24 protein-coding genes are annotated in these 22,220 nt (G+C 27.2%); 3 read left to right on the top strand and 21 right to left on the bottom strand.

The features are described 5' to 3' along the window. Window positions 1-108: 108 nt before the first annotated feature. Both ACYUEX_RS03900 and ACYUEX_RS03895 read right to left on the bottom strand, forming a co-directional pair. A complete protein-coding gene (locus ACYUEX_RS03900; protein ID WP_460286640.1) occupies window positions 109-1,314 on the bottom strand; it encodes an EAL and HDOD domain-containing protein in 1,206 nt (401 codons plus the stop codon). A 109-nt stretch (window positions 1,315-1,423) separates the two neighbouring features. After that, a complete protein-coding gene (locus ACYUEX_RS03895; RefSeq protein ID WP_411168854.1) occupies window positions 1,424-1,756 on the bottom strand; it encodes a hypothetical protein in 333 nt (110 codons plus the stop codon). Between the two features lie 305 nt (window positions 1,757-2,061). On the opposite strand from ACYUEX_RS03895, the gene perR reads away from it, so the two are divergent. Both perR and ACYUEX_RS03885 read left to right on the top strand, forming a co-directional pair. Beyond that, a complete protein-coding gene (gene perR / locus ACYUEX_RS03890) occupies window positions 2,062-2,469 on the top strand; it encodes a transcriptional regulator PerR (protein ID WP_411168855.1) in 408 nt (135 codons plus the stop codon). A 93-nt stretch (window positions 2,470-2,562) separates the two neighbouring features. After that, window positions 2,563-3,492 carry a hypothetical protein gene (locus tag ACYUEX_RS03885; RefSeq protein ID WP_460286639.1) on the top strand — a complete coding sequence of 310 codons (930 nt, stop codon included), beginning with the start codon at window positions 2,563-2,565 and terminating at the stop codon, window positions 3,490-3,492. Between the two features lie 159 nt (window positions 3,493-3,651). Here ACYUEX_RS03885 and ACYUEX_RS03880 read toward each other — a convergent pair whose 3' ends face one another. The 14 genes from ACYUEX_RS03880 to ACYUEX_RS03815 all read right to left on the bottom strand — a co-directional run bounded on the left by ACYUEX_RS03880 (window position 3,652) and on the right by ACYUEX_RS03815 (window position 18,141). Continuing rightward, a complete protein-coding gene (locus ACYUEX_RS03880; protein ID WP_411168857.1) occupies window positions 3,652-4,188 on the bottom strand; it encodes a hypothetical protein in 537 nt (178 codons plus the stop codon). Window positions 4,189-4,295: 107 nt separating this feature from the next. Then, window positions 4,296-4,535 (bottom strand): hypothetical protein, encoded by a 240-nt coding sequence (locus ACYUEX_RS03875; RefSeq protein ID WP_411168858.1) that lies wholly within the window; start codon window positions 4,533-4,535, stop codon window positions 4,296-4,298. A 25-nt stretch (window positions 4,536-4,560) separates the two neighbouring features. Beyond that, a complete protein-coding gene (locus tag ACYUEX_RS03870) occupies window positions 4,561-4,989 on the bottom strand; it encodes a hypothetical protein (RefSeq protein ID WP_460286638.1) in 429 nt (142 codons plus the stop codon). A gap of 155 nt (window positions 4,990-5,144) precedes the next feature. After that, window positions 5,145-5,753, bottom strand: coding sequence for a ribosome biogenesis GTP-binding protein YihA/YsxC (gene yihA, locus ACYUEX_RS03865; RefSeq protein ID WP_460287054.1), 609 nt, complete (start codon window positions 5,751-5,753; stop codon window positions 5,145-5,147). Beyond that, window positions 5,749-8,079, bottom strand: coding sequence for an endopeptidase La (lon, locus tag ACYUEX_RS03860; RefSeq protein ID WP_460286637.1), 2,331 nt, complete (start codon window positions 8,077-8,079; stop codon window positions 5,749-5,751). The genes yihA and lon overlap by 5 nt, the downstream gene beginning before the upstream one ends. 269 nt (window positions 8,080-8,348) lie before the next feature. Further along, a complete protein-coding gene (gene lonB / locus ACYUEX_RS03855) occupies window positions 8,349-10,025 on the bottom strand; it encodes an ATP-dependent protease LonB (protein WP_460286636.1) in 1,677 nt (558 codons plus the stop codon). Between the two features lie 203 nt (window positions 10,026-10,228). Beyond that, window positions 10,229-11,524, bottom strand: coding sequence for an ATP-dependent Clp protease ATP-binding subunit ClpX (gene clpX, locus ACYUEX_RS03850; RefSeq protein ID WP_411168862.1), 1,296 nt, complete (start codon window positions 11,522-11,524; stop codon window positions 10,229-10,231). 29 nt (window positions 11,525-11,553) lie between these two features. Further along, window positions 11,554-12,156 (bottom strand): ATP-dependent Clp endopeptidase proteolytic subunit ClpP, encoded by a 603-nt coding sequence (gene clpP / locus ACYUEX_RS03845; RefSeq protein ID WP_411168863.1) that lies wholly within the window; start codon window positions 12,154-12,156, stop codon window positions 11,554-11,556. Between the two features lie 156 nt (window positions 12,157-12,312). Beyond that, the gene (tig, locus tag ACYUEX_RS03840; RefSeq protein WP_460286635.1) at window positions 12,313-13,596 is read right to left on the bottom strand and encodes a trigger factor; all 1,284 of its coding nucleotides are present in this window, start codon (window positions 13,594-13,596) and stop codon (window positions 12,313-12,315) included. 109 nt (window positions 13,597-13,705) lie between these two features. After that, window positions 13,706-14,506: a hypothetical protein gene (locus tag ACYUEX_RS03835; protein WP_460286634.1), complete on the bottom strand. Its 801-nt coding sequence runs from the start codon at window positions 14,504-14,506 to the stop codon at window positions 13,706-13,708. 77 nt (window positions 14,507-14,583) lie between these two features. Further along, window positions 14,584-14,763, bottom strand: coding sequence for a hypothetical protein (locus ACYUEX_RS03830; protein WP_411168866.1), 180 nt, complete (start codon window positions 14,761-14,763; stop codon window positions 14,584-14,586). Window positions 14,764-15,178: 415 nt separating this feature from the next. After that, complete coding sequence (locus tag ACYUEX_RS03825; protein ID WP_460286633.1) at window positions 15,179-16,519, bottom strand: murein hydrolase activator EnvC family protein; 1,341 nt, start codon at window positions 16,517-16,519, stop codon at window positions 15,179-15,181. A 17-nt stretch (window positions 16,520-16,536) separates the two neighbouring features. After that, complete coding sequence (locus tag ACYUEX_RS03820; protein WP_460286632.1) at window positions 16,537-17,649, bottom strand: TcaA 3rd/4th domain-containing protein; 1,113 nt, start codon at window positions 17,647-17,649, stop codon at window positions 16,537-16,539. Between the two features lie 150 nt (window positions 17,650-17,799). Further along, the gene (locus ACYUEX_RS03815; RefSeq protein WP_411168869.1) at window positions 17,800-18,141 is read right to left on the bottom strand and encodes a hypothetical protein; all 342 of its coding nucleotides are present in this window, start codon (window positions 18,139-18,141) and stop codon (window positions 17,800-17,802) included. Between the two features lie 148 nt (window positions 18,142-18,289). Here ACYUEX_RS03815 and ACYUEX_RS03810 point away from each other — a divergent pair, with 148 nt between their 5' ends. After that, window positions 18,290-19,057, top strand: a complete 768-nt coding sequence (locus ACYUEX_RS03810) for a PHP domain-containing protein (protein WP_460286631.1) — start codon at window positions 18,290-18,292, stop codon at window positions 19,055-19,057. A 109-nt stretch (window positions 19,058-19,166) separates the two neighbouring features. Here ACYUEX_RS03810 and ACYUEX_RS03805 read toward each other — a convergent pair whose 3' ends face one another. From ACYUEX_RS03805 to ACYUEX_RS03785, 5 genes are all read right to left on the bottom strand, one after another. Next, window positions 19,167-19,670, bottom strand: a complete 504-nt coding sequence (locus ACYUEX_RS03805; protein ID WP_460286630.1) for a GNAT family N-acetyltransferase — start codon at window positions 19,668-19,670, stop codon at window positions 19,167-19,169. A gap of 52 nt (window positions 19,671-19,722) precedes the next feature. Beyond that, window positions 19,723-20,187 (bottom strand): GNAT family N-acetyltransferase, encoded by a 465-nt coding sequence (locus ACYUEX_RS03800; protein ID WP_460286629.1) that lies wholly within the window; start codon window positions 20,185-20,187, stop codon window positions 19,723-19,725. 106 nt (window positions 20,188-20,293) lie between these two features. Beyond that, window positions 20,294-21,094, bottom strand: a complete 801-nt coding sequence (locus ACYUEX_RS03795) for a YhfC family intramembrane metalloprotease (protein ID WP_460286628.1) — start codon at window positions 21,092-21,094, stop codon at window positions 20,294-20,296. Between the two features lie 36 nt (window positions 21,095-21,130). Continuing rightward, window positions 21,131-21,676 carry a DUF5808 domain-containing protein gene (locus tag ACYUEX_RS03790; protein WP_460286627.1) on the bottom strand — a complete coding sequence of 182 codons (546 nt, stop codon included), beginning with the start codon at window positions 21,674-21,676 and terminating at the stop codon, window positions 21,131-21,133. A 65-nt stretch (window positions 21,677-21,741) separates the two neighbouring features. After that, window positions 21,742-22,197 carry a hypothetical protein gene (locus ACYUEX_RS03785; protein ID WP_460286626.1) on the bottom strand — a complete coding sequence of 152 codons (456 nt, stop codon included), beginning with the start codon at window positions 22,195-22,197 and terminating at the stop codon, window positions 21,742-21,744. Between the last annotated feature and the right edge of the window lie 23 nt (window positions 22,198-22,220).

The raw sequence follows: 22,220 nt of genomic DNA, 5'->3' as shown, positions 1-22,220 counted from the left end.
TCCCAATACCCAATACGTGAAAACGAAATCAGAATTTTCTTATATTATAGTACATCTTTTTGGTAAAAGAAAGTGTTTTCTGGATATTTTTGAAAAGAAATTATCGACTTAATTCCCTATATTTTTACTCCACTCAATAGAACCACAATATACATCCCATAGTAACCCTTGCTTAATTTTTAATTTATTACATTGAATTCTTATATTATCATTATCTAATATTTCGTAAGCTAAGGCTAATCCTAATATACTTCTTAAAAAATTTTCTTCTCCCATTAAGGCATTTTTTATTTCTACATTAACAGGTAGGTTTTCTACAACATATTCAATATCTTTTTCCATCATTAGATGCAAATTAGAGAATAATCCAACCATAAATGCTGATGCCCTATCTTTAGGAGATAATATATTAGCTATTCCCTCACAAAATTTTGCACGTATTACTATGTTTTTTGCATATTCATCATTTTTTCCTGATGAAATCTCTACAACTGATAAAATTGATAACCACTTTCTAAGCTCTTCTCTCCCTATTAAGATAATAGCTTGCTTTATAGATTTTATTTCCTGAAGAAAATTAAAATAAGATGAATTTATAAATCTTAAAAACTTATATGTAAGTGCAACGTCAGTCTTCATTATATATTCTACCTTGTCTAAATCATAATCTTCCCTTATTAATTCCACTAATATATTAAAAATACTAGTATTTTTAATTGCAATATCTTTCCCTAAAAATATAGATGGTTTACTATAATAATACCCTTGGAAATAATCAAATCCTAACTCTTTTGCTTCCTCTAAGCCTTCTAATGTTTCTATCTTTTCCGCTAACATCTTAATATTATTTTTTTTACATATAAATGCTATCTTTTTTCTTGATTCCCTTGAAGAAAGTATAAAATCAACCTTTACTATATCTATAACTCCAATAAAATTTGTAACATGATTTTCATCTACCACATCATCTAATGCTATATAATATCCAAGCTCTTTCAATAAGAGCAGCTTTTCTATTATTTCTTCAGATGGATACACTGTTTCTAATATTTCTATCACTACTTTTTCCTTCGGTAATAATGTAGCAATATCTTTTTCTATTAGCTTCTCTGGGAAATTAACAAAAGCTTTCTTATTGTCAGTTAATGTATCAAGTCCAAATGAAGATATATTTTCTATTACTTTATATGTAGCTACTTCATCCTCTATAGATCCGTTAAAGCTATTGTTTAATGAATTTCTATAAAGCAATTCATAAGCTATTACTTTTTCTTCTACATCGTATATTCCTTGCCTTGCTATAAAAATATCCATTTTCTCATCCTCAATTATTAATTTATAATAATTATATAATAATACTATTCAATTTTAAAGAATGCATTACATTTTTTATAAAATTAAAAAAGGAGATTACTCTCCTTTTTTATCTTTTGCAATGACTACTATTTTTAACTACTGATATATTTATTATTTCATTTGTAAATGCTTTAAGAAGTGCTTTTTCTAAAACCATCTCTTGATCAAAATTTTCTATATCTCTACATTCTGCAAATACTTTATTTAATTCACCATCTAAGTTTCTATATGTTAAAGTTACATATGGTTTGTCATATTCAACTTTAACTATTTTCAATCCCCATGATATTTGGGCATAATCTCCATCTGTTGTAAGCTGTGTTAGTTCTCTTAATTTAACTTTTTCCTCTGAAGCATTACTAATTACAATTAATTCGTCACCAACCTTATATTTTGACATTCCAATTCCTCCTCATAAATATTTTATATTTATTATATATTATTGCTAATTTTTATGATATTATTATTTCATACTTTTTAAATATGATAATTTTACAAGTTGTTAATTTATTAACAATCTCAACATTATATTATCATATTAAATTTAGAATTACAATACTTATTAAGAAGATTTTGTTATAAAATATGAAATTTTCTAATAATTAATATTTATTATTTATTAGTATTTGCTACTAAAAAATACATATTGACTTATAACATTTTCTATTATATAATTGTAGAAAGAATATAAAAGGATGGTGTATTATGGAGAATATAACTTCTATCTTTAGAGAAAAGAAACTTAAACTTACTCCCCAAAGATTAGCAGTTTATAAATATTTAATGAGTACAAATGAACATCCTTCTGCAGAAATTATATACAAAGCACTTCAACCTGAATATCCTACTATGAGTTTAGCTACAGTTTATAAAGCATTAAAGACTTTAGTAGAAGTTAACTTAGTTCAAGAAATTAATGTTGGTGAAGGTAATTTTAGATATGATGCTAATTCACATGAACATGCTCATATTCAGTGTATAAACTGTAGTAAGGTAAATGATTTAGAAAACGTATCATTTTCTACTCTTAATCGTACTGCTGAGGAGTGCTCAGAATATAAAGTTTTATCAAACAAAATATTCTTTTACGGATTATGTAAAGATTGCCAATAAGTAATTAAGCTGGAAATTTTAATTAATTTCTAGCTTTTTATTTATATTGAATTAATTACTAATCACCTTCATATAATAAAATGAGGTGATTGTATGTCAAAGTTTATAATTATAAAAAAAAATAAAGTATTATCTTATATACTAACTTTTCTGATACTTTTTGTATTAGTTTCATCTACTTATTTTTTTGTTAAAGATTATGCTTCAATTCAAACTATAACTCCATTAACTTCTAAAAATGATACTGATTTTGATTTAAATGGTGATGGTGAAAGTGATAAATTTGAAATATCTAAGGAAAGTAATAGCTACATATTAAATATAAAAATTAAAGATAAAAATTATTCATTAGTTAATAGAGATGGTTCAAAATTACTTGGAGATTCCCTTTCAAAATGGCCTATGAAAGTTGATATGATTGATTTATCTAGAAATAATATACCTGAGGTAATCGCTAGATTATCTAAAGACAAAACTCCAATTAATTATGTATTTTCATGGAATGGATCCGAGTTTATAAATACTTTTGTGTCCAATGATAATATAATAGGAATATTAGACTCTAACAACAATAAAACGCCTAGATTGCTGTCTTTATCTTCTAGTAAAGGAGATGAGTCTACAAAGGGGTTTATGTTTTTAGGAGAATATTTAAAAGATATAACATTTTCAAAGCCCAAGGTCCCCGGTCTTTCATCTATTCAAGGATTTATAGATATAATCGAAGCACCTTACGAACTCTCCGAAGCTCCTAATATTTTTACTTCAAATATTAAAAGCACCGAACTGGCAACACTATGGGGGCTAGATAAAGAAAATTTTAGATACTCTTTTCAAAATGGATATTTTACTGATTTTAAATGGGATACTAACGGAAATTCCTTAGGAATTAATTGGATATTATCATTTGAATGTGTTAAAAATACAAATGATTCATCTTCTGTTAAAGAGTTAGTGCTCTATTTAACTGTTCAAGAAGACGGCTATGGTTCTCTTAAAATATCCTCAATAAAAAAATTATGAAATTAAAAGGCCGCTATTAGCGGCCTAAAAGGGGGATGGGGGGGTTTAGCTTAAATGAAGATTTTTCTTCATTTGCTATAGGAGAATACTTCTCCGGTACAGTAATATTCTTTACATAATACTATTTTTTTATACTCTTTAAAGTCATTATTTGAAACTTCATTTAAAATGCCCATTATTATATGCTTCTATTACCTTATCTAAAAATATAGCTTTCTTAGAGTCAACTATGCTCTTTATAGCGACTAACATCTGTATGTTCTCATCATAATATATTGACTCATCTCTTGAATTATTATTTTCTTCATTTGCTATGTTTAAATTATTATCATTTTCTGAATTTAGATTATTAAAATTTAGATTTTGAGAATTATTATTTCCTAAATTAAATCCTCCCATGCCTAAATTGTTCATCATGCCTTGTAGTGACCCTAAGTCAAATCCAATTCTATTACTTGTACTGCTTCCTTTATTGGGTGCATTATTTCCTAGTTGCCCTAGGTTAAAATTATTTAAATCTAATCCATCCATCTTCATAGATGAAAGCATATTGCCGATTTGACCCATATCTATATTGCCCCCTAACATACTCATAAGCTGAGCAGGATTTATACCAAATGGAGCATTATTAATTCTATTGCTAGAATTCTCATTATTTATTCTCTCCCCTTTATGTCTATTCTTCTTTTTTGACATCTAGGTTCCTCCTATTAAATCTCTGTTGATTTATTATATGTAAAACTATCTAATATGTTTATGATTTTGAACATTTTTTTGGAGGGCAGTGCCCTCCATCCTCTATACTAGTAGCCGAATCCATCTCCACCAAATAAGTTTCCGAAACAATCTCCACATAGTAAGAATAATAAAATTATTAAGAATGAACAATTATTATTTAAAACACCTGAACCACATGCTATTAATAAGAATATTATAGGTGCAACACAACTGTTTACTCCACTAAATACATTTCCACTTCCACAGCATGATACTGGTTCACAACAGCAGCATTCATATTTTTCTCCATGATGTTTTTTTGACATGACTATCTCTCCTTTCTAATTTAAATTAGCAGCATCCGCTAAATGCATTTCCGTTTCCGCAGCTTCCAAAGTTGTTAAAACCTGAACAACCGTTGCAAAGGAATAGAATTACTAGTAAGAATAGATAAGATGAGCAGCTTCCACTTCCAGTGCCATATCCTCCATATCCTCCGCCACCGTCACAACAGCATGGCTCACAACAAGATTCATGTTTCATTTCTTTCTTACAGCAACACATCATTTTATTTCCTCTACCAAATCCTCCACTATAGAATAGTATTAAAAGAATCCATATCCAACTTCCGAATCCACAACCAAATCCGCCGCCAAATCCGTTGCCAAATCCGCTACAGCTAGATCCTGAACTAGTACATGTTGTTGGTGATATGCCGCTTGTAGTACTATCGCTAAAGTCACATGAATTTAAACCATTTAGAATTTCATTCATTTCCATAACTTACTCCTCCTTGGGATTTTTAGTTTTTTATTTTTATAATATATACTATTCTCTCGAATAATAATTGCCACTGTTTTTTATTGTAATATTTTAAATTTTTAACAATAAAAAAGGAGTTATAGAATTATCTATAAGCTCCTTAAATAATATTACTAAATTTCTATTTCTCTATTCTCAATTATATCTCTAAAAAGATTATCTATTAACTCATCTTTCCCCTTCTTATTTACTGAAGAAAAGAAATATAACTTATCATCTTTTGTTAATTTTAATGTATCTCTAATTACTTTTTCGCTTTTTCTTAAATCATTATTAGAAAGTTTATCACTTTTAGTAGCTATAACAACTTCATCATACCCATAAAATTTAATCCACTCATGCATTTGTATATCGTCTGCTGTTGGTTTATGTCTAGAATCTACTAAAAGAACTACTCTTTTTAATTCATCCCTACCATTTAAATATGTTTCAATAGTCTTTCCCCAACTTGCCTTTTCTGTTTTTGAAACCTTAGCATACCCATATCCAGGTAAATCTACTAAATAAAATTCATCTCCGTTTATTATAAAGAAGTTTATTAATCTTGTTTTACCAGGTGTTTGGCTAACCTTCGCAAGTTTTTTTCTGTTAGTTATAGCATTTATTATAGAACTTTTTCCAACATTAGAACGTCCTACAAAAGCTACTTCTGGCAAACCTGTTATAGGATATTGCTCTCTTTTAACTGCAGATATAACAAAATCTGAGTTTTTAATTTTAATCAATAGTATCAACTCCAATTATAGCTTTATTTAATACATCATTAACATGATCCACTGCAATGATATTAAGCTTATTTTTTATTGTTGCAGGTATTTTAATTAAATCTTTATCATTTTCTTTCGGAATTACTATAGTATCAATTCCAGCTCTAAATGCTGCTATTGACTTTTCTTTTAATCCACCTATAGCAAGTACTCTTCCTGTTAAAGTAACTTCTCCAGTCATAGCTACATTACTTCTTACTTTTTTGTTTGTTAATGCTGAAACAATAGAGGTAATTATAGTAACACCTGCTGAAGGTCCATCCTTCTTTATAGAGCCTTCTGGGAAATGTATATGAATATCTGTGTTCTTATAGAATTCCTCATCAATTCCATATTTCACTGCATTAGCTCTTACAAATCCAAATGCAATTTTTGCTGATTCTTGCATAACATCACCTAGTTGCCCTGTAAGTATTAATTTACCTGTTCCTTTCATAATTACAGATTCAACTGGCAATGTGTCACCACCAGCTGCAGTCCACGCCATTCCTTTTACTACTCCAACTCTATCTTCTTTTTCTTTTATATCAAATGTATAAATTTTACTTCCTAGATATTTTTCTATTCTATTAGCAGATATAGATATAGTTTTTTTATTATTCTTTATCATTTCAGTAAGAGTTTTTCTAATTAATTTTCCTAAAACTCTTTCTAAACTTCTTACACCAGCTTCTCTAGTATAGCAATTTATAATTTCTTTAATTGCACTTTCTGATACTTTAAATTGATCTGATGTTAGTTTATGCTCCTTTAGTAGCTTAGGTATAAGATAAGCTTTGGCTATATTATATTTTTCCTCATAAGTGTAACCTGATACCTCTATAATCTCCATCCTATCTAAAAGTGGTGCCGGTATTGTATCTAGTGAATTTGCTGTAGTTATAAATAATACTTTAGATAAATCCATATCTAGCTCTAAATAATGGTCTCTAAAAGTATTATTTTGCTCGCTATCTAGTACTTCTAAAAGTGCATCTGAAACATTCCCTCTATGGTCAGATCCTAATTTATCTATTTCATCTAATAAAATAAGTGGATTGTTAACCTTAACTTCCTTTAAAACATAAGCTAATCTTCCTGGAATTGCTCCAACATAAGTTTTTCTATGCCCTCTTATTTCAGCTTCGTCTCTAACTCCACCTAAGGACATTCTAGCAAATTTTCTATTTGTTGCATTAGCTATTGATTTAGCTATTGATGTCTTACCAACACCCGGTGGTCCAACCAAACATACTATAGGTCCTTTTAAGCTATTAGTATATTGTTTAACAGCTAAATACTCTACTATTCTTTCCTTTACTTCTTCTAATCCATAATGATCATTATCTAAAATCTTCTCTGCTTCTTTAATATCAAAATTGTCCTTTGTTGATTTATTCCAAGGTATATCTAATATCCAATCTAGATAAGTTCTTATAACATTACTTTCTGAACCTTGCCCTGATGTAGCTTTTAATCTTGATAATTCACTTTCAACCTTTTCTTTTACATGCTTAGGTAGCTTAGCTTTCTTTATTCTTTCTTCATATTTAGAAATTTCCTTCTTATCATCATCTTCTTCTCCAATTTCCTCTTGAAGAACTCTTATTTGCTCTCTTATATAATACTCTTTTTGTGATTTATCAACACTTTCTCTAAGCTTTTTACCTATTTTCTTCTCAACATTAAGTATTTCAATTTCATTTTCTATTATAACTAATAACTTTTCTATTCTCTTAATACAATCTATTTCTTGTAATATATCTTGTTTTTTATCTTCATCAAAAATTACATAAGATGCAACTACATCTATTAATTCACTATAGTTTTTTATACTATCAAAAATAGATATTACATTATTTTTTATATTTCCTGAAGCCTTCATATAATTATTAAAACTCTTTTTAAGAGTTTTAATATAAGCCTCAATATCTTCATACTCATCGTTAGAAGATTCTTCTATTCTTTCTACACAAACTTGTAGGTATTGTTTCTCTGTATCTAATCCTTTAATTTCTCCTCTATCTGTACCCTCTACTAGCACTCTTATTATATCGTTAGGTAACTTTATTATTTGTTTAATCTTACATATAGTTCCTATATTATAAATATCTCCAATAGACGGTTCCTCTAATTCATAATCCTTTTGAGTTGCTAAGAATATATCTGTTTGATTTTCTATAGCTGCTTCTATAGCTGCTTTAGATTTTTCTCTTCCTACATCAAAATGTATTATCATATTAGGAAAAATACTAATTCCCCTTAGAGGAATCAAAGGCAGAGTTATTAATTGTTCACTCATTTATTCCCATCCTCCTTGTATTATTATGTAACTTTTATAGTATACACATAAAATTATTATTTTTCAATCTATTTGAACTAAGTAATACCTAATAATTTACTTTTCTATTTAAAATAAATGATATTAATTATTATTATAGATTTATTAATATTATAATACATAGTTGAAATTTGGCAATGGACAATAATGTTAAATGAAAATTTAGTATTTTTTATTAGAAATTTAAAGAAAAAAATCTGTTGCTTTTTCAACAGATTTTTTCTTTAAATTTAATTATTTTCTCCCTTAGCAGATAATATATCTAGATTATTGTTAACTACTAACTCTTCTGATATTGATTCTTTTATTATTACTTCTTCTATTACCTTATTTAAATTTTTTACTGGTATTACTTTTATGTCTTTTATATCTTTAAAATTATCTTGCCAATTCTCTATTGGTATAATCACTTTAGTTGCTCCTGCTTTTTGTGCTGCACATATTTTAGCTCCTGCTCCACCTATTGGTTTAACTTCTCCTAAAAGACTTATTTCACCAGTCATTGCAACCTTATTATCTATTTTAATTTTATTTACAGCACTATATATAGCAGTTGCTATTGTTACACCTGCTGATGGACCATCTACAGGCATTCCACCAGGAATATTTATATGTATATCATAATTTTCACATTCTAAATTAAATATATTATTTAACACTGTAAGAACATTTTGTATGGATGAGTAAGCTGTGCTTTTTCTTTTAATCTTTCTATTATTACTACTTATTTCTTCTTCTTCAACAATTCCAGTAACCTTTAAATTTCCTATTCTATGTGATACCCTTTTAGCTGTTGCTTCTATTTCCATTAATATTCCTATATTAGCACCGTGAACAGCCAACCCATTTACTACTCCTACTTCTGGTTTTTCCCTTATTTTCTTGTCAGGAATCTGTGTGTAGTTTCCATTTTCTATAACCCATTGTATATCATCTATATTTATATCATTTCTATTTTCATTCATTGCAACTCCAGACGAAAGTTGTATTAAATTAACAACATCTCTACCGTTAGTGCAATATTTTGAAATTAAGTCTAAACATTTATCATTTATATCTAATCCTATTTTGTTAGCTGCATTTTTTGCTATTGTCCTAATTTCTTCTGGATGAAGTGATCTAAAAAATATTTCAACACATCTTGATCTTATTGCTGGAACTATTTCTTCCGGACTTCTTGTTGTTGCGCCTATTAATCTAAAATCTGCTGGTAATCCATTATCAAATATTTCTTTTATGTAATCTGGCATATTGGGATTTTCACTACTATAATAAGAGCTATCTAAAAATACTTTTCTATCTTCTAATACTTTTAATAGCTTATTTAACTCAATTGGATGTAATTCTCCTATTTCATCCATAAATAGGATGCCCCCATGGGCTTTTGTAACTGCCCCAGGCTTTGGTTGAGGTATTCCTGCAATACCTAATGACCCTGCCCCTTGATATATTGGATCATGTACTGAACCAATTAAAGGATCTGCTATTCCTCTTTCATCAAACCTTATTGTTGTTGCATCTATTTCTATAAACTTTGCTTCCTTCTTAAAAGGGGATTTTTCCATTTTTTTAGCTTCTTCTAATACCAATCTAGCTGCTGCTGTTTTTCCAACCCCTGGTGGCCCATATATTATAACATGTTGCGGATTTTGTCCGCATAAAGCAGCTTTCAATGCTTTTATTCCATTTTCTTGACCAACTATTTCTTCAAACTTACTTGGTCTACTCTTTTCTGTTAATGGTTGGGTTAACTGAATGCTCCTCATTTTATTTAACTTATCCATCTCTTTTATGTTTTCTTTCTCTATAACAACTTTATTATTACTATGTCCTTTATTATTATTAACCATATAATATATAAACACTAGCATTGTTGTTATTTGTAATACTACTAATACTTCGGTCATAAATTTTGCATTAAACTTTTAAAAAGTAAATGCGTCCCTCCCTTCTCTTAATCATATACATATTATTAACTTAATCATAAGTTAATATTCTATAAAAAAAGGATTAATTACCATGATTTTTCTCCAAAATATTATGTTTTATAAGTTTTATATAAAATAAAAAACATCTTAAAGTTAATTATTAACAATAAGATGTTTTTATATTAGGCAGTTTCTATGCCTTTTCTTTTTTTAGTTTTCTTAGCTTTTAGTTGAGGTCTTACTTCCCCTTCTACTAATCTAACTATTTCTGGTTGTCTTTTATCTTTTATGCAACCTTCATCTATAATTACCTTAGATATAGTTTCATCAGAAGGAATATCAAACATAACTTCTGTCATCATTTCCTCTACTATAGATCTTAACCCTCTGGCTCCTGTCTTTCTTTCAATAGCCTCATTAGCTATTGCCTTTAATGCATCCTCAGTAAAATCTAGCTCAACATTATCTATTTCAAATAACTTTCTATACTGTTTAACTAAAGCATTCTTAGGCTGAGTTAATATATTTATTAAAGCATTGTTATCCAATGATTCTAAAGTTACTACTACAGGTAATCTACCTACAAATTCCGGTATAAGACCAAATTTCAATAAGTCACTTGGCATTATATCTTTAAGTAACTTACCTACATCTTTAGTTTGCTTAGATGCTATATTTGCTCCAAACCCCATAGAACTTGTTTGAGTTCTCTTTTCTATTATTTTATCTACTCCATCAAATGCTCCTCCACAAATAAATAATATATTTGCTGTATTTATTTGAAGAAACTCTTGATGTGGATGTTTTCTTCCTCCTTGTGGAGGTACTGAAGCTGTAGTTCCTTCTAATATCTTTAATAAGGCTTGTTGAACACCTTCTCCGGAAACATCTCTAGTAATAGATGGATTCTCTGACTTTCTAGCAATTTTATCTATTTCATCTATATAAATTATTCCTTTTTCTGCTCTTTCTATATCATAGTCTGCATTTTGAATTAATTTTAATAGAATATTTTCTACATCTTCCCCTACATATCCAGCCTCTGTTAATGTGGTTGCATCTGCAATTGCAAATGGAACATTTAAAAATTTAGCTAATGTCTGAGCTAAAAGAGTTTTACCGGAACCTGTAGGACCTAATAAAAGTATGTTACTCTTTTGTAATTCAATATCATCATCTACCATATTTGAGTTTATTCTTTTATAGTGATTATAAACTGCAACAGATAGTGATTTCTTAGCTTTCTCTTGACCAATTACATACTGGTCTAAATAGTTTTTTATTTCATTTGGCTTTGGAACTGTTGATGTATCTAATTCAATACCTTCTTCAAATTCATCTGCTATTATTTCTGAGCACAAATCTATACATTCATCACATATATATACACCAGGTCCAGCTATTAATCTTTTAACTTGTTCTTGATTCTTTCCACAGAAAGAACATTTCAGTTGTTTCTTATCATCATATTTAGCCATAAATTCACCTCACTTAGGTTAAGATAGAACTATATTTTGTTGCTACCTTTATCATTTTTAGTAATCACTTTATCTACTAACCCATAATTCATAGCTTCTTCTGCTGACATAAAATAATCTCTTTCAACATCTGCTTTGATTTTCTCTAGAGGCTGATTAGTATTTTCACTTAATATCTTATTTAATGATTCCTTAATTTTTAATATTCTCTTAGCGTGTATATCAAAGTCTGTTGCTTGACCTTGGAATCCACCTAGAGGTTGATGAATCATAATTTCGCTATTAGGTAATGCAAATCTTTTTCCTTTTGCTCCAGATGAAAGTAAAAATGATCCCATTGAAGCTGCCATGCCTATGCATATAGTAGATACATCCGGCTTAATATATTGCATTGTATCATAAATAGCCATTCCTGCTGTTATTGACCCTCCTGGACTATTTATGTAAATGTATATATCCTTATCTGGATCTTCACTTTCTAAAAATAATAATTGAGCTACTACTAAGTTAGAAATGCTATCATTAATTTCTCCACTTAACATAATTATTCTATCTTTTAATAATCTTGAAAAAATGTCATAAGATCTTTCTCCCCTGCTAGTTTGCTCTACAACCATAGGAACTAAACTCATTCTTTATTCCCTCCTTCTCTATTTTCTACCTTCTTTTATAATATATCCATATTAATAAAAAACTAATTATATTAAATTATATAAAATTTTATTTATTTTGTTAATGGATATTTGAAATAATTGCCAGAATTTTATTCTGGCAATTACTTTTATATATTATTTATTATTTTCAACTAAGAAGTTTATAGTCTTTGATACTTTAACATCAGCTACAAGTGCTGCTTTTTGGCTGTTCATTAATAAATCAACCATTTTTTCATCTTCTCCAGCTGAGTACATTTTTGCAACTTCTTTAGCTTTTTCTTTTAACTCTTCTTCAGTTACATCTATATTTTCAGCTTTTTCTATAGCTTCTAAAACTAAATCTGTTTTTACCTTAACTTCAGCATTTTCTTTCATGTAATCTCTCATTTTCGCTGCATCTGTTCCAGTAAATTGGAAGTATTGTTCTAGATTTAATCCTTGATATTGAAGTCTTTGCTCTAGATTTTTTACCATTGTATCAATTTCTTTTTCAACCATTACAGCTGGTATTTCTACTTTTGCATTTTCAACAACAGCTTTTATTACTGCTTCTTCATATTCTTTTTCTTCTCTAACCTTATTAGATTCTTCCATTTTCTTAGTGATATCTTCTTTTAACTCTACTAAAGTGTCAAACTCTGATACTTCCTTAGCAAATTCATCATCTATTTCTGGTAACTCTTTTATCTTTATTTCTTTTACTAATACTTCAAATCTAGCTTTTTTATTATTTAATTCTTCTCTACCGTAGTTTTCAGGGAAAGTTACATTAACTTCTACCTTATCTCCTACTTTAGATCCTATTAATTGATCTTCAAAAGTGTCTATGAAAGTACCTGATCCTATTTCTAAGGAATAATCTTTACCTTCTCCACCTTCAAATGCTACATCATCAATAAAGCCCTTAAAGTCTATAACTGCTGTATCACCAGTAGCAATTTCTCCATTTTCTTTATTTTCTACTCTAGCATTTTTTTGTTGCATTTCTTTTAACTTTTCGTTTATTGCATCTTCTGTAACTTCATATGATGGCTTTTCTACTTTTAATCCCTTGTATTCTCCTAATTCAACTTCTGGATAAACAGTAACTTCTGCAGTATATACAAAATCTTTTCCTTCTTCTGCTGTTATTACATCTATCTTTGGATAATCAACAGGAATTATGCTGTTTTCTTCTAATGCTTTTGAATATGATGATTCTATAGCAAAATTAACTGCATCTTCAATTAAAACTCCTATTCCATAGTATTTTTTTACTATAGCCATAGGAACCTTTCCTTTTCTAAATCCTGGAATGTTAAAACTTTTAACATTCTTATTGTAAGCTCTTTTTATAGCTTCTTGGAATTCTTCAGCCTCAACCTTTACTTCAAACTTAACAACATTCTTCTCTATTTTTTCCATTTTAGCTTCCATTGTACTCTTCCTCCTAAAATAGTAAGATACTATCATAATTGATATAACTACGTTATTATACCATATAATATTAATTATTTTCAAATATTTGTTTGGTTAATTTTTTCCTTTAGTTAATTAACTCTCCATTAGGACTTATATACTTAACATTGCCATCAATTTTAACTTCTAATCCTTTGTCTTTGAAATCTCCAAATTTAAGTTCTTTTCCTTTAGAGTTCCACAATGTTGTATGACTATTATTATTTAAGTCTATAACCCATATGTATTTATTTAAATCATATCCAAAATAAGGAACATTACTTACATATGCAATTTTTGTATCAGTTATAAATTTCCCCTCTACATTCCATAAGTATCCTTTATACGTTTCTAATACTGAATCCTTATTAAATGCTTCTCCATTAGGAGCAATATACTTATCCTTAGTTAAAGTTGTTTCTTTTTTATTTATATCAAAAAGCTTCATATTTTGTTTTTCATCTATAGTTAAAATTAGTTTTTTAGATTGACTTATAGAATAATAAATATTATTTGGAACATCTTTTACTTCCTTAAACTTTAACTCACCATTTATCTCTTCATACTCTACTTTTAGTATAGCATTATCATTAACTTTAAGCTCAATCAGCTTAATTTCCGGTTCTTTAGGTGTTTCTTCAACTACTTCAGTATTTTCACTATTATTTAAATTATCAGTTGTATTGTTTTTATCCTCTGAAATTTTATCTTCATCAATCCACATTTGGACTTTATTCCTAAGTGTATCCATATTTATGCTGCTCATAGCTATTCTCATAAATAAAAGTCCAACTACTAAAAATATTACTACTAAAATAATAGCTATTCTTCTTCTTCGTTTTCTCATTTTCCTCTCATAATCTCTACTGAATATGCTAGGTTTTCTCACACCTAATACCTCCTATAGCTTTATATTTATATTAAGAGCATTTACAATTATCTATTATAAAATACATTTATATGATATTATTTTCTCTTGCTTTTACAACCACATTTTGATCCACTACCTTTACTACTACAACATCCCCCACACTTTAGCATGCCAAGTTCTCTCATTTCTTCAACTGATAACTTAGCTTCATTTTCAGTGTAATCTTCATAGTCAGGTGTATCCCTTAATATATCTTCATTTTTTAAATTTATCATTTAAATCACCTCAATTTATATTATATAACTTATTTTGTGTAAATCTCTATATATTTTATATATTTTTAAATATTTTTATTTTCTAAAATGATAATATTTTCTAAAAAAATCTTATTTTCGATAAATTTTATAAAAACTATTGGATTTTATGACTAAATATAATATAATAAATATATAAATTTTACAATTATTTTATTAATTATATAACATTATATTTACCAGCCCATACTACTGTTAGTAATTTATTATTAGCAGTTTTAATAAAACCCCACATATGTTCATTTATTCCCTTTCTTAAATGAACATAAAAACCCTTTAACCTGTGCAATTTCTTGTGCAGGTTCTTTATTTTTATTTAAATAAAGACCTCTTTAGTATATAAAAATAACTAAAGAAGTCTTTTTCAAAATTAATTTTATAAATATCCCATTGGATTTGTATGTTGTCCATTAACTCTTATTTCCCAATGAATATGCGGCCCAGTACTCATTCCTGTTGAGCCAACTTTCGCAACAGTTTGGCCTCTCGCAACAGTTTGTCCAACATCAACTAGTAACTTACTATTATGTCCATATAAAGTTTGAACTCCACCACCATGATCTATTATTATTGTATTTCCATATCCTGAAATCCAGCCTGAATATGCGACTACCCCACTTTTTGATGCTGCTACAGGTGCTCCAGAAGGATCTCCTAAATCCACACCTGTATGGAATCCAGATTCACCTGTTACAGGATTTATTCTTGGTCCATATGGATCAGTTACTATACCATTACCTGGTCTTAAAAAGCTTTCACTACTTGGATCACCTGGAGTTATATCTCCACCTGAGTTACCTCCTCCCGAGTTGTCTCCTCCTGAGTTATTACCGCCTGAATTATTTCCACCGTTATTTCCATTATTTATTTGATTAAATATATCATCTAAAGCTTGTTGTAATTCTCTATTATATGAAACCAAATCTCCAATTTTGTCTTCTATTTCCTTTTCCTTACCTGATAAAGATGAGATTAAGCCTGACTTTTGTGATTCTAGGCCTTGGAGTTCGTCCATTTTATTTTTATGAAATTCTTCTTTAACTATGAATTCTTTCTGTGCATCTTTTAGTTCATCTTGCTTTAATACTACTTCATTCTTATCACTTTCGATCTTTTCTAATTTTTTTGCAATTTCAACCTTCTCTTCTTCTAATTGCTTTTGAAGTTCTTTAGCTGACTTTATTAAATCTTTATCTAAATTCATTATTCTAAATATATTTTCTATGTTATTAAAAAGAGACACTATACTTTCACTTTTTAATAACATATATATGTAGTTTGAAGTTACATCCATCTTATAATAGCTTCTCACCCTTTTATCTAATGATTCCTTTATTTTCTTACCTTCTTCTTCTTTTTGTAGTATAAGATTTTCTTTAGTCTTAATTTCATCCTGAGTAGTTGCAATTTCATTATTTATTTTGTTAATTTCATTTTGAACTTCATCTATTTTAACCTGATATGAGTTTACATCAGCCTTTGCTGCATCTAAGTCTTTGCTTTTTTCATCTATTTCACTTAAGATTCCTTCTAGTTCTTTTGATTGATTTTCTATTTCACCATTTACCTTATTTTTTTCGTTCTCTAGGTTATTAATATCATTTGTATTCTGATCTATTTTATCTTGTAATGAACTACTATTTTCTGCTAATGCAATTGTATTACTAGAAAAAATTATTGCAATTGATAATGTTATCGCTCTTAATTTTTTATTCATAAGTATTACACCTACCCTTACTCTAAATTAAACTTTTGTACATCAGTTATTTCCCATTTTCCATTAACATATTTCATTTGAGTTAAAAACATTTCATCAACATTACTTTTAATAAATGGAATAAGCTTTTTACTTACACTATAATTTAGGTTTATAACTATATTAGCTTTATATGTATTATTTTCATAAGCAAATTCACTGCTTTTTATTTCTGTTTTTAGCTCACTAAGCTCATAATTGTTTTTTAAAAATAAACTTTCCCTTCTTATGCTATCGTAAATCTTACTTTTTGCTTCTTCTTCTGCATTTTCTATCAAAGAGTAATTATTTGAATTTAAAGCATTAAAAACACTTTCATAAAAGCTGTTTGATAAGTTTTCTATGTCTTTAATTAAATCATCATTAACCATGTCTATATTTATCTTTATATCAGGTAATGTTCCTATAGCTACTTTTTCACTTTTTATTAATCCCCATGGAAACTCTCTTTCTAAATGTACATAGATATCTTTATTTAATGGTAAAGGCCCATATTTTTTTATATCTTCCACCTTTTTATTTATATCTACATCATTTATAAATACATTTGCATCATCAAAATTTGATGATAAATTTATATTTATCGCCTGAAAATTTAAATTAAATTCTTGATTTTCCATTAAAAATATTTCCTGATCTTCAAAAACTTTACCATACAAGGTATCTAATTCTCCTCTTATTTTATATTTCCCGGGAATTAGACCTCTTTTTATCTTTGTTGCAGCTATAATCTCATCATCTAAATAAACTTTAGCTTCATTGAAGTTTGTATTGACTTTTATAGCCACAGGCTCCATTTCTATTGTATAATTATCTCCTAATAGCCTTTTATCTTCTTTTAAAAGAAAGAATCCACTCTTTCCACTAGTTTTTAATTCATTTATTATATTGTCAACTTGTGTAGTATTCTCTGAATAATATTGAGTTAATGGCTCTAAGTCTTTTTTATTTATCTTTTTCTCTTCAATTCTAATATTTCTATATATTTTTTGGGGCTTGTTTTCTTTTAAAGCTACCTCTAAATTTTTTAGTACTATATCTCTTGATGCTCTGTAGCTACCAACTCTAAAACCTATTAGAATAAAAAACAAAAAAAGAAAGAGGATTAAAATTTTTCTTTTAAATAGAAATTCTTTAATATTATTAAAATTTAAACTTTTAATATCCTTGCTTATAATGGATACACACTCTTTTGATTTTTTTAATAATTTATAAAATTTCTCCAAAACTCTCAACTCTCTTTACTCTAAAATATCTATTATCCATTTATTACACTCTACACATTTATAAAGTCTTATTACAAATAAGTCTAACATTTTCTCTTTACCAGAATTAATTAATTGTTCAGCCTCTGATTTTGTTATAAATTCATCATCCTCATCTAAAAATCCTGGTATTTCAACTATATAATTTTTATTTGTCTTGTCACAGCAATCATTCATTCCTACTACTTCAATTTCCTCATATGTTAATTCTCCACTAAGTTCTTCTATTATAGATATTATATCTTCAAATTCACTTAAATCATCTAAAAATTCTTCTTTGTAAAATACTAAGTCTTTTATTTCGAATAATTTCTTCATAATAACACACCTTTATCTATATTTTTTACTTTGATTTAATTTTATATTTAATAATACTATTTATCAAGGAGATTTTATATAATAATAACTCAATAAGAATTATATGTTATAATTTTAAAATAAATTGCTAATATGAAGGAGAGATTTTATGATATTTGATAGTCATATGCATTCTAGTTTTTCTACAGATAGTACTATGAATATATTAGATGCAATATCTTTTAGTGAAAATAAAAATATTGGAATAATAATAACAGATCATATGGATTTAGATTATCCATTAGACAATGAGTTTAGATTTGACATACCTAAATACTTTAGTGATTATGAAAGTTATAGATCAGATAAGGTGAAATTAGGAATAGAGATTGGATTAACTGAAAATAAACTTCTAGAAAATGAAGCTATAGCCTTTAAATATGATTTTGATTTTATTTTAGGCTCTATTCATGCAGTTAGAAATTTAGATATTTATGGTGAGTTTATTAACCAAGGCTACAACAAACATGATTTTTTTTCTTATTATTTCGAAGATATGCTTAAATGTGTACAGTTCTATAATAACTTTGATGCCTTATCTCATATAGATTATCCTTGTAGATATTGTTCCTTTGATAATAAAGAAATTATAGTTTCAGAATTTAAAGATTTACTTTCTGAAATCTTTACTACTTTAATAAGTAAGGGTAAGGTTCTAGAGTTAAACTCAAGTAGACTTCATATAAAGTCAGCACAAGATTCTTTAACAGATATATATAAACTTTACAAAGATTTAGGCGGAAAATATGTTACTCTTGGCTCAGATGCACATAATTATAGAAGTATCTCTAAAAATTTTGATATTGCAATAAATTTTATGGAGCATATTGGTTTAAAAGGGGTTTATTTTGATAAAAGAAATTTAAAATACTTTTAATACAAACCTTATTATATTTTAAATTTATCATAAAAAATAAATATCTATATTATCTGTTTAATAATATAGATATTTATTAATTTTTTTAATGAAATATTTTGTAATATATTTATTTTAGTTCGGTCAGTTTTTCTATTTCTTTTTCATTAAGTCTATAAGTTGTCCACTCATCCATTGGAACTGCTCCTAAAGACTTATAAAATTTTATTGAAGGCTCATTCCAATTTAAACATGTCCATTCCATTCTTTTACATCCTTCTTCTTTCGCCTTCTTACCTAAAAACTTAAATATTTCCTTACCTATGCCTTTACCCCTAGCTTCCTTTTTTATAAATATATCTTCTATATATAATCCGTTTCTTCCAATAAATGTTGAGAAATTATAAAAATATACTGCATAACCTATAGTTTTGTTATCTAAATCTACTAGAACTACTTCTGCCCTATTATTTTCAAAAATAGATTCTCTTAAAGTTTCACCTGTTGCAATAACTTCATTAGACATGTTTTCATATTCTGCTATTTCTTTAATTAATGATAATATTAGTTGAGTATCATCTTCTATAGCTTCTCTTATTTTTAAATTTTCCATATCAGTGTCGTAATATCTCATAAACTCTCCCTTCTTTTAGATAGAACTAAATAGCATAAAAATTTTTTTTTTATTAAACAATATCCTTTATCATTGCTATATCACATCTAGAACATACATCATCATCAAAGTCCTTAAATCCATATTTTATATAAAGCTTTACCGCTTTATATAAAACTGAATTTGTTTGTAGTATTATTTTTTTATAATTGAGTGCCTTAGCTAATTTAAAGGAATTTTCCATCATTATATTTCCTAATCCCATTCCTTGGAAACTTGGATTTAAATACATTTTTCTTAATTCACAAGTATCCTCATTAATTTTATAAATACCATATGTGCCAATTATGATTCCCTTAAACTCTATTACTTCAAAATCCCCGTTATTATTAAAATAATATTTATATATATCCGTTATATCTAAATCTTCACATTCTGGATTTAAATCTAGTTCATAAAAATTTAAGACTTCTTTTACTAAATTTAGTATTTTAGGCTCATCTCCAATTATAGCCTTTCTTATTATAATATCTTTCATAAGTTAGCCCCCTATTCTTCCAGATAAATTAATAGATTCCTATAAAAATAGAAATCTATTAATCTTCCTATAAGTTTAATAATTTAATAATATTATAACGGTTTTTTTATAATATTTCATCAATATTATTAAATTTTTTTATGAAAATTCTAAATATATATCCTAATAGGACTATTACTTCAGTCAGCAAAATACCTTCAATTACAAATATATTTTTAATTATTCCTAATTGATATAAAACTGCTGGGAAATTTATTACTGCATGTAATAGTATTGCTATTACATAGTAAATGTATTTTCTTTCTTTTACTGAATATAAAACTATAATAGATAATGCTATTTGAATTAATATGGCTAATATTCTTTCAACTCCAGGAGCACCCCATATAAATGGACTACTATTTACAAATTGATTATAAGTTGCACTAATAACCTCCTTTGGAACTAATGCTCCTTCCATTATTGACTCGAATCCACCTCTGTTTATCAACATAGCATACACTATTGAGTTTAAACTGCCTATTCCTCCAATCAATATAGCTTCAATTCCACCATGCCCAACTCCATATGTTATTCCGCCTAACAAATCTCTATCTTTTATTAGAAACTTAAAAGATATAAACCTTGCTGTTTCTTCAAATATTCCAGCCATTAATCCACCATATAACATATATGCTATTGGTGTATTTAATAGAAAACCTGAAGTTTCATTGTTCAGCTTTAAGAAATAAAAATGTATTGGTGCTTCTAAAAGTTGTGTTGATACAAAAAATGCTATAGCTCCTATAAAAAATATTTTTATACTAACATTATATTTCTTTTTTAAAAATATAAGCCCTCCTATAGGTAGTCCTACACTTACTAATAAGCTAAATACCATAAAAGTAATTGATAAGATACTGACCATATTTAATCCCCCTTCTTAAATTTAAGCATTAAATTTCTAATCATATATAGAAAAAATAATTATTAATACTATAAGTAAAACTAATAATATTATTGCTTTTTTATTAGCAAAATTAATTGTGTATCCTATTCCAACTCTTTTTTCAATCATCAATGCTTGGTCATTCTTATTGTAATAAAACATTCCCCATACCCATTTATCATCATCATCTTTATATAGGTCATCTCCCTCATTATCTTCTTTTATATTTCTTCCACCTTGTCCTATTAGTATAAATGCAATTATAAATATTAACATACTAATTGATATAACAATATTTATAAATCCTTCTAATGATTTTGTATAAATTTCATAAATTATTCCAAGTTGTATTGTTGAATATAATAACAACATTTCAATTTCAGTTATAAATATAAATATAGAAATTAGTCTTCTAAATCTCTTTTTTCTTTTTACTGCTATCTCAATATTTCCACTATTTAAATCAACTTTTGAATTTAATGTTATCTTAATTAGTACAAATATGGATATACACATTATAATTTGATTTACAGGTATCTTATAAATATCATATGGATTCATATTTATAATATATTCTCTTCTTAAAATAGTTAATACTAAAATAATAATAGAAATTAAGATTGGAATTAAAAAAACTTTTGATTTAGTGCTTTATATCTTTCATTTTTTTTTGGTTTTCTTAATGTCGTATCTACAACTACAACATTATTAGTTTTATAATTCAAATTATTATTTCCTTTTAATTCTTTTATTTTTTTATAGTAAATACCAAATAAAATGGTGTGAATTAAAAGAGCTCCTATTAATGATATTGTCATTATCATGGACAATATAGACTCACTAGCTTTCAAATTAGAAATTATAAATACATTAGTTATTGCAAAATAAACCCCGAATATATAAAGTATCTTTCTTTTATAGTCTTTATCTAAGGTTTTTATTTCACTTGACTCCTGATATTTTTTAGGAATTCTAACTCCAAAATATATCCCCTTATTAGAAGCACTATTCAAATAATATGATAAAAGAACCATAATTATTATAATAATATTTGAAGTTAATATAATCATAAAGCTTTGCAAAATAAATCCACCCCCTATTCGCT

Source organism: Clostridium sp. CTA-7 (assembly GCF_054768095.1).
The sequence above is the reverse complement of the archived record's forward strand: the minus strand, read 5'-3'. Positions and strand labels throughout refer to the sequence as shown.